The sequence below is a fragment of the Streptomyces glaucescens genome (assembly GCF_002154375.1).
Lineage (GTDB): Bacteria > Actinomycetota > Actinomycetes > Streptomycetales > Streptomycetaceae > Streptomyces > Streptomyces glaucescens.
The window spans coordinates 1-9,044 of record NZ_MUND01000146.1 but is presented as its reverse complement, the minus strand read 5'-3'; the positions used below and the strand labels follow the sequence as shown (position 1 = coordinate 9,044).

Here is a 9,044-nt window from a genome sequence, read left to right as displayed (position 1 = left end):
GCGGACACGGCCTAGGGCAGGAGTGCGCGTCGGTGGCGGAGTCCGGGTCGGCCGTCGACGGTCAGGGAGCCCGCCTCGGTGAACCCGCAGCGCCGCAGTACGGCACGGGAGGCGGCGTTGTCCAGCGTGGTGACCGCGGTGAGCGCGCGCAGCCCGTACGCCGTGGCCGCCTCCTCGCACACCAGCCGTACCGCCGCGGTGGCGACGCCCTGGCCCGCGGCGCGTTCCCCCACGCGGTAGCCGAGTTCGGCCGTGCCGTCCGCGACGTCGACCAGGTTGACCCGGCCGACCAGCCGCCCGTCCGCGTCCAGGACGACGTGGAAGTGGCAGATCCCGGCGGCCTGTTCGGCGAGCAGCGCGCGGAGGCGGTCGGTGAACTCGGCGAAGTACGCGTCACCGCGGTCGGGCACCGCGCGGGCGAAGTACTCCCGGTTCTCCCGCTCGAAGCCCAGCAACGCCTCCGCATGCCCGGCCCGCAGCCGCTCCAAGGTCACCATCCGCCGAGCGTATGACCGGACGCCGCCGCGGGGCACCTGGTTTTCCGGCGGGCGGGGTGCGGTCAGGCCGGGTCCTCCGTGCGGACCGGGAAGCGGCGCGGGGCGAGGAGCAGCAGGACCAGGAAGGCCAGTGCCGCCGCTCCCGCCGCGCCCAGGTACACGGCGTGCACCGCGTCCGCGGTCGCCCGGCGGGTGGTCTCGGCGGCGGCGGCGCTGTCCAGGCCGCGGGCGACGGTGTCGAGGTCGCCGGCGCCGCCGATGCGTGCGGCCAGCACGCCGTTGGCGATCGCGCCGAAGAGGGTGGCGCCGAGAGTCTGGCCGGTCTGCCGGCAGAACAGCACCGACGCGGTGGTGGTGCCGCGTTCGGCCCAGCCGACCGTCGACTGCACGCCGACGATCAGCGGCAGCTGGAACAGTCCGAGGGCGGCGCCGAGCAGCAGCATCAGCAGCGTCGGCTGCCAGGCCTCGCCCGGGTAGGGCAGCAGCGGGAACGCGGCGAGGATCAGGGCGGCGGTGCCGATGCCCAGCATGGCCGTGTCGCGAAAGCCGATCCTGCGGTACACGTGCTGGCTGAGCGCGGCCGACACCGGCCAGCTGAGCGTCCATACGGAGAGCACGAATCCGGCGGCGACGGGGCCGAGGCCGAGCACCGACTGGGCGTACGTCGGCAGGAACACCGCGGGGGCCACCATCAGCAGGCCCAGCGCGCCCAGGGCCAGGTTGACGGCCGCGATCGTGCGGCGCCGCCAGACCCAGCCGGGGATGATCGGCTCGGCCGCCCGGCGCTCCACCAGCACCACCACCGCCACCAGCGCGAGGCCGGTGCCGAACAGTGCCAGGGACGGCGCCGACCACCACGGCCAGGCCACTCCGCCCTGCACCAGCGCGGTGAGCAGCACCCCGCCGCAGGCGAACACCGCGAGGGCGCCCGCCCAGTCCACGCGCGCGCGGGGCGCGGTCTTCGCCCGCTGCGGCTCGTGGAGGTGACGGACGATCAGCCACAGCGCGAGCGAGCCGACGGGGAGGTTGACGAGGAAGATCCAGCGCCAGTCGGCGTAGGCGGCGAGCAGGCCGCCCACCGCGGGTCCGGCGACCGCCGAGACCGCCCACACGGTGGACAGCCTGGCCTGGATCCTCGGGCGTTCCTCGAGCGGGTAGAGGTCGGCGGCGAGGGTCTGCACCGTGCCCTGGAGGGCGCCGCCGCCCAGGCCCTGGACGACGCGGAAGGCGATGAGCGCGGCCATGTTCCAGGCCAGCGCGCACAGCAGCGAGCCGAGGAGGAAGACGGCCGCCCCGACGATCAGCACCGGCTTGCGGCCGAAGGTGTCGGAGAGCTTGCCGTACACCGGGAGGCTGACGGTGACGGCGAGCAGATAGCCGGAGAACAGCCAGGAGAAGACGGAGAAGCCGCCGAGGTCGCCGACGATCTGCGGCACGGCGGTGGAGACGATCGTGGAGTCGAGCGCGGCGAGCGCCATGGAGAGCATCAGCGCGGCGACGACGGCGCCGCGGCCCCGGGTGTCGTGCGTGCGGCCGGCGGTGTCCGCCGCGCGTGCGCCGGTGCCGCGCTGGCTCGCCGGCTCGGTGTCCCCCTGGCTCACAAGATTCCTTCCCCTTGCACCTATCTGCCGCAGCACAGCTTCGCACTTGCCCCTGACGCAGCGGGAGGGTGCAGCCTGGGTGGTCCGAAGGGCGGACGGCGACCCCGAGGCGGAGTCCGCCTGCCGGTGGACGGCCCCTAGGGGTTCCTCCGTACATCGGCCCGGGGAGGCTTCGTCCCGGCGGAGGACGAGACGGGGCGGGGGTCGTCCTTAACCTGGCTTTACGCCGCTGAGGGCGCCGCCGGCACCGGCGTACCGCAGCTCGGGGGGTGGGGTTTTCCCCCGTAGAGGAGGGGGCCGAGCACCATCGAACCGCACCCCCTCCGACCGCGAGACTCATTCGCGTAACCACTTCGTGCGAGTCCGACGGACCGGCGGACGACCGGACCGACGGACGACCGGACGACCGGATCACCGGATCAGCGCGACCACCAGTTGACCGACATAGGAGACATACCGTGACATCGGCTGTGACCATTCCCAGGCACGGGGGCACTGGAGGGCGTACGGCCGTTGCCGCGCGGGCGCGGCAGGTCGTCAAGGCCTACGGAGCCGGGGAGACCCGCGTCGTCGCCCTCGACCATGTCGACGTGGACATCGCCCGCGGCCAGTTCACCGCGATCATGGGCCCCTCCGGGTCCGGCAAGTCCACCCTGATGCACTGCCTCGCCGGGCTCGACACCGTGACGTCCGGTCAGATCTACCTGGACGAGACCGAGATCACCGGCCTGAAGGACAAGAAGCTCACCCAGCTGCGGCGGGACCGGATCGGGTTCATCTTCCAGGCGTTCAATCTGCTGCCGACGCTGAACGCGATCGAGAACATCACGCTGCCCATGGACATCGCCGGCCGCAAGCCCGACCAGGACTGGCTGGACCGCGTGGTGGACACCGTCGGTCTCGCCGGGCGGCTCAAGCACCGGCCGACCCAGCTCTCCGGCGGCCAGCAGCAGCGCGTCGCCGTGGCCCGCGCCCTGGCCGCCCGCCCCGAGATCATCTTCGGTGACGAGCCGACCGGGAACCTCGACTCCCGCGCGGGCGCCGAAGTCCTCGGCTTCCTGCGCCGCTCGGTCAGCGACCTGGGCCAGACCATCGTGATGGTCACCCACGACCCGGTGGCCGCCTCCTACGCGGACCGCGTGCTGTACCTCGCCGACGGGCGGATCGTCGACGAGATGTACAACCCGACCGCCGAGCAGGTCCTGGACCGCATGAAGGACTTCGACGCCCGGGGGCGTACGTCATGACCGTGCTGAAGACCTCGATGCGCAACTTCCTCGCGCACAAGGGGCGCATGGCCCTGTCGGCCGTGGCGGTGCTGCTGTCGGTGGCGTTCGTGTGCGGCACGCTGGTGTTCACGGACACCATGAACACGACGTTCGACAAGCTGTTCGCCGCCACCTCCTCCGACGTCACGGTCAGCGCCAAGAAGTCCTCGGACACCGGCGAGACCACCTCCGGCAACGGCAAGCCGCCCGTGATGCCCGCCGCCGTCCTCGACGAGGTGCAGGGCGTGCGGGGCGTGAAGTCGGCCGAGGGGACCGTCTTCTCGACCTCGGTGACCGTCGTCGACGCCGACAAGGACAGCCTCTCGCCGTCCAGCGGCGCCCCGACCATCGTCGGCAACTGGAACACCAACGACGCCCGCACCATGGAGATCACCTCCGGCGCGGCCCCGAGGAACGCCGGCCAGATCATGGTCGACGCGGACACCGCCGACAAGCACGGCCTGGAGCTCGGTGACGAACTGGGCGTCATCACGGCCGTCGGCACCCATCGGGCGAAGATCTCCGGCTTCGCCGACTTCACCGTCACCAACCCCGGTGCCGCGATGTTCTACCTGGACACCGAGACCGCCCAGCGGACGCTGGTCGGCGAGACCGGCGTCTACACCAACGTCAACGTCACCGCCGAGAGCGGCGTCACCGACGACCGGCTGAAGAAGGACGTCTCCGCCGCGCTCGACGGCGCCTACAAGGTGCAGACCGCCCAGGAGGTCGCCGACGCCAACGCCGAGGAGGTCGGCGACTTCATGGGCGTCCTGAAGTACGCGATGCTCGGCTTCGCCGGGATCGCCTTCCTCGTCGGCATCTTCCTGATCATCAACACCTTCTCCATGCTGGTCGCCCAGCGCACCCGCGAGATCGGCCTGATGCGGGCCATCGGCTCCAGCCGCAAGCAGGTCAACCGGTCCGTGCTGGTCGAGGCCCTGCTGCTCGGCGTCGTCGGTTCGGTGCTCGGCGTCGCCGCGGGCGTCGGCCTGGCGGTCGGGCTCATGAAGCTCATGGGCCAGATGGGCATGGAACTGTCCACCGACGACCTGACGATCGCCTGGACGACCCCGGTGCTCGGCCTGGTCCTCGGCGTCGTCGTCACCGTCCTCGCCGCCTACCTCCCGGCCCGCCGCGCCGGCCGCATCTCCCCGATGGCCGCGCTGCGCGACGCGGGCACCCCCGCCGACGCCAAGGCCGGCGTCGTGCGCGCCGTGCTCGGGCTGCTGCTGACCGGCGCCGGCGGCTACGCCCTCTACCTGGCGACCGCCGCCGACCAGGCGAGCGACGGCTCGCTCTGGCTGGGCCTGGGCGTGGTGGCCTCCCTGATCGGGTTCGTGGTCGTCGGACCGGTGCTCGCCGCCGGCGTGGTGCGGGTGCTCAGCGTCGTCCTGCTGCGGGCCTTCGGGCCGGTCGGACGGATGGCCGAACGCAACGCGCTGCGCAACCCGCGCCGCACCGGCGCCACCGGCGCCGCGCTGATGATCGGCCTCGCCCTGGTGGCGTGCCTGTCGGTGGTCGGCTCCTCCATGGTCGCCTCGGCGACCGACCAGCTCGACAAGACCGTCGGCACCGACTTCATCATCCAGAACGACCAGACCCAGCCGATCACCGAGCAGGCCGTGCGGGCCGTGAAGTCGGTGGACGGGCTGGAGCGGGTCACCGAGTACAAGATCCTCGACGCCGATCTGATCACCCCCGACGGCGAGCGGTCGAAGAACGAGACGATCAACGCAGCCGACCCCTCCTACGCCGAGGACGTGCGCACCAAGACGGTGGCCGGCGACCTCGCCAACGCCTACCGGCCCGACTCGATGTCCGTCTTCGAGGGCTTCGCCGAGGAGCACGGCATCAAGATCGGCTCGCCGGTGAAGGTCGACTTCAAGGACGGCACCACCGCGACCCTCACGGTCCGCGCGATCACCAGTGACGAGGTCGTCGTCGACAAGGGCGCGATGTACGCCTCGATCACCACCGTCGCGAAGTACGTGCCGGCCGAGGACATGCCGCTCGACATCCTCGTCTTCGCCACGGCGAAGGAGGGCCAGCAGGAAGCTGCCTACCAGGCGCTCAAGACGGCGCTGCACGACTTCCCGCAGTACCAGGTCCGGGACCAGACCGACTACAAGGAGGCCCTGAAGGACCAGGTCGGCCAGCTGCTGAACATGATCTATGGCCTGCTGGGCCTCGCGATCATCGTCGCGATCCTGGGTGTGGTGAACACCCTGGCGCTGTCGGTCGTCGAGCGCACCCGGGAGATCGGCCTGATGCGGGCGATCGGCCTCTCGCGCCGTCAGCTGCGCCGGATGATCCGCCTGGAGTCGGTGGTCATCGCCCTGTTCGGCGCGCTGCTCGGCCTCGGGCTCGGCATGGTGTGGGGCGCCACCGCGCAGCAGCTGCTCGCCCTGGAGGGCCTGAAGGTCCTCGACATCCCGTGGCCGACGATCGGCGGGGTGTTCGTCGGATCGGCCTTCGTGGGCCTGTTCGCGGCACTGATCCCGGCGTTCCGCGCGGGCCGCATGAACGTCCTGAACGCCATCGCCACCGACTAGCCCGCCCATCAGTGCCCATGGTCCGCCCTCGCGTACGGGGGTCGCGGGGGTACGCCCGGTGCCGGGGAGCGGAGATCCGCTTCCCGGCACCGGGCGCTTCACTGTGCGCGGGCGGAGCGGGCCGTGACCGGGCCCGGCCGTGGGACCGGGCCTCGTTCGGGGGACGGCGTTGTCCACAGCGGGGCCCGTCGTCCACGGGTCCGGCGGCTGTCGGCGCACCGTCGTAGGCTGGAGACCTCCCGGCCGTACGTAGGCTGGGGACCCCCGGCCGTATCACGCGTCGGGCGATTCGCGTTGCCCATCACCGGAACGGATAGCCCCTCCATGAGCCTGCACGGTCTGCTCGACGCCGTCGTCAAGGACGCCGCACTCGCGGAAGCGATCAAGGCGGCCGCGGACGGCAACCGGATGCACGTCGACCTGGTCGGCCCTCCGGCGGCCCGCCCCTTCGCGATCGCCGCGCTGGCCCGCGAGTCCGCCCGCCCCGTGCTCGCGGTCACGGCCACGGGCCGCGAGGCCGAGGACCTGGCCGCGGCGCTGCGCTCCCTGCTGCCGCCGGACGGCGTCGTGGAGTACCCGTCCTGGGAGACCCTGCCGCACGAGCGCCTCTCCCCGCGCAGCGACACCGTGGGCCGCCGGCTCGCCGTGCTGCGCCGCCTGGCCCACCCCAGCCCCGACGACCCGGAGACCGGCCCGGTCCAGGTCGTCGTCGCGCCCGTCCGCTCCGTGCTCCAGCCGCAGGTCAAGGGCCTCGGCGACCTGGAACCGGTGGCGCTCAGGTCAGGCGGGACGGCGGATCTGAACGAGGTCGTGGAAGCCCTCGCCGCTGCCGCCTACGCGCGCGTGGAGCTGGTCGAGAAGCGCGGCGAGTTCGCCGTCCGCGGCGGCATCCTCGACGTGTTCCCGCCCACCGAGGAACACCCCCTGCGCATCGAGTTCTGGGGCGACGACGTCGAGGAGATCCGCTACTTCAAGGTCGCCGACCAGCGCTCCCTGGAGGTCGCCGAGCACGGCCTGTGGGCCCCGCCCTGCCGCGAGCTGCTGCTGACGCAGGAGGTCCGGGAGCGGGCCGCCGCGCTCGCCGAACAACACCCGGAGCTGGGCGAACTCCTCGGCAAGATCGCCGAGGGCATCGCCGTGGAGGGCATGGAGTCGCTGGCCCCCGTCCTCGTCGACGACATGGAGCTGCTGCTCGACGTGCTGCCCAAGGGCTCGATGGCCGTCGTCTGCGACCCGGAGCGGGTGCGCACCCGCGCCTCCGACCTCGTCGCGACCTCGCAGGAGTTCCTCCAGGCGTCCTGGGCGGCCACCGCGGGCGGCGGCGAGGCGCCCATCGACGTCGGCGCGGCCTCCCTGTGGTCCATCGCCGACGTCCGCGACCGCGCGCGCGAGCTGGACATCATGTGGTGGTCGGTGTCGCCGTTCGCCGCGGACGACGCCCTGGAGGAGGCCGACACCCTCAAGCTCGGCATGCGCGCCCCCGACACCTACCGCGGGGACACCGCCAAGGCGCTCGCCGACACCAAGGGCTGGCTCGCCGACGGCTGGCGCACGGTCTACGTCACCGAGGCCCACGGCCCGGCCGCCCGCACCGTCGAGGTGCTCGGCGGGGAGGGCATCGCCGCCCGCCTGGAGACCGACCTCGCCGAGCTCACCCCGTCGGTGGTGCACGTGGCGTGCGGTTCCATCGACCACGGCTTCGTCGACCCCGGCCTGAGGCTCGCGGTGCTCACCGAGACCGACCTGTCCGGGCAGAAGGCGGCCGGCCGGGACGGCACCCGCATGCCCGCGCGGCGCCGCAAGACGATCGACCCGCTCACCCTGGAGCCGGGCGACCACATCGTCCACGAGCAGCACGGCGTCGGCCGGTACATCGAGATGGTGCAGCGCACCGTGCAGGGCGCCACCCGCGAGTACCTGGTGGTGGAGTACGCCCCCGCCAAGCGCGGCCAGCCCGGCGACCGGCTGTACATCCCCACCGACCAGCTGGAGCAGATCACCAAGTACGTCGGCGGCGAGGCGCCCACCCTGCACCGGCTCGGCGGCGCCGACTGGACCAAGACCAAGGCGCGCGCCAAGAAGGCCGTCAAGGAGATCGCCGCCGACCTGATCAAGCTCTACAGCGCCCGCATGGCCGCCCCCGGGCACTCCTTCGCGCCGGACACCCCGTGGCAGCGCGAGCTGGAGGACGCCTTCCCCTACGCGGAGACCCCCGACCAGCTCACCACCATCGCCGAGGTCAAGGAGGACATGGAGAAGACGGTCCCCATGGACCGCCTGATCTGCGGCGACGTCGGCTACGGCAAGACGGAGATCGCCGTCCGCGCCGCCTTCAAGGCCGTCCAGGACGGCAAGCAGGTCGCCGTGCTGGTGCCGACCACACTGCTGGTGCAGCAGCACTTCGGGACGTTCAGCGAGCGGTACGCGCAGTTCCCGGTGAACGTGAAGGCGCTCTCCCGCTTCCAGACCGACACCGAGGCCAAAGCGGTCCTGGAGGGCCTGCGCGAGGGCTCGGTGGACGTGGTCATCGGCACCCACCGGCTGTTCTCCTCCGAGACCAAGTTCAAGGACCTCGGGCTGGTCATCGTCGACGAGGAGCAGCGCTTCGGCGTCGAGCACAAGGAGCAGCTGAAGAAGCTGCGGGCCAACGTGGACGTGCTGACGATGTCCGCGACACCGATCCCGCGCACCCTGGAGATGGCGGTCACCGGCATCCGCGAGATGTCCACGATCACCACCCCGCCGGAGGAACGGCACCCGGTGCTCACCTTCGTCGGGCCGTACGAGGAGAAGCAGATCGGCGCGGCGATCCGCCGCGAGCTGCTGCGCGAGGGCCAGGTCTTCTACATCCACAACCGGGTCGAGTCGATCGACCGCGCGGCGGCCCGGCTGCGGGACATCGTGCCCGAGGCGCGGATCGCCACCGCGCACGGCCAGATGTCGGAGTCGGCCCTGGAGCAGGTCGTCGTCGACTTCTGGGAGAAGAAGTTCGACGTGCTGGTGTCGACGACGATCGTCGAGTCCGGCATCGACATCTCCAACGCCAACACCCTGATCGTGGAGCGCGGCGACACCTTCGGCCTGTCCCAGCTGCACCAGCTGCGCGGCCGGGTCGGCCGGGGC

The 9,044-nt window shown here is 72.0% G+C and carries 5 protein-coding genes; 3 read left to right on the top strand and 2 right to left on the bottom strand.

The features are described 5' to 3' along the window. Window positions 1-11 precede the first annotated feature (11 nt). Window positions 12-497, bottom strand: coding sequence for a GNAT family N-acetyltransferase (locus tag CCN42_RS10925; RefSeq protein ID WP_086734959.1), 486 nt, complete (start codon window positions 495-497; stop codon window positions 12-14). 62 nt (window positions 498-559) lie between these two features. Continuing rightward, window positions 560-2,098 carry an MFS transporter gene (locus CCN42_RS10920; protein ID WP_245877231.1) on the bottom strand — a complete coding sequence of 513 codons (1,539 nt, stop codon included), beginning with the start codon at window positions 2,096-2,098 and terminating at the stop codon, window positions 560-562. A 458-nt stretch (window positions 2,099-2,556) separates the two neighbouring features. Here CCN42_RS10920 and CCN42_RS10915 point away from each other — a divergent pair, with 458 nt between their 5' ends. The 3 genes from CCN42_RS10915 to mfd all read left to right on the top strand — a co-directional run. Beyond that, a complete protein-coding gene (locus CCN42_RS10915; RefSeq protein ID WP_086734957.1) occupies window positions 2,557-3,345 on the top strand; it encodes an ABC transporter ATP-binding protein in 789 nt (262 codons plus the stop codon). Next, entirely contained in the window at window positions 3,342-5,921 is a 2,580-nt protein-coding gene (locus CCN42_RS10910) for an ABC transporter permease (protein ID WP_086734956.1), read from the top strand. The genes CCN42_RS10915 and CCN42_RS10910 overlap by 4 nt, the downstream gene beginning before the upstream one ends. A gap of 324 nt (window positions 5,922-6,245) precedes the next feature. Beyond that, window positions 6,246-9,044, top strand: a 2,799-nt coding sequence (gene mfd, locus CCN42_RS10905; RefSeq protein WP_086734954.1) for a transcription-repair coupling factor, incomplete at its 3' end; no start/stop codon positions are given.

What these genes read in the sequence shown, in the direction of transcription:
- CCN42_RS10925 (WP_086734959.1), bottom strand. Translation starts at nt 497, where the DNA reads ATGGTGACCTTGGAGCGGCTGCGGGCCGGGCATGCGGAGGCGTTGCTG.
- CCN42_RS10910 (WP_086734956.1), top strand. Translation starts at nt 3,342, where the DNA reads ATGACCGTGCTGAAGACCTCGATGCGCAACTTCCTCGCGCACAAGGGG.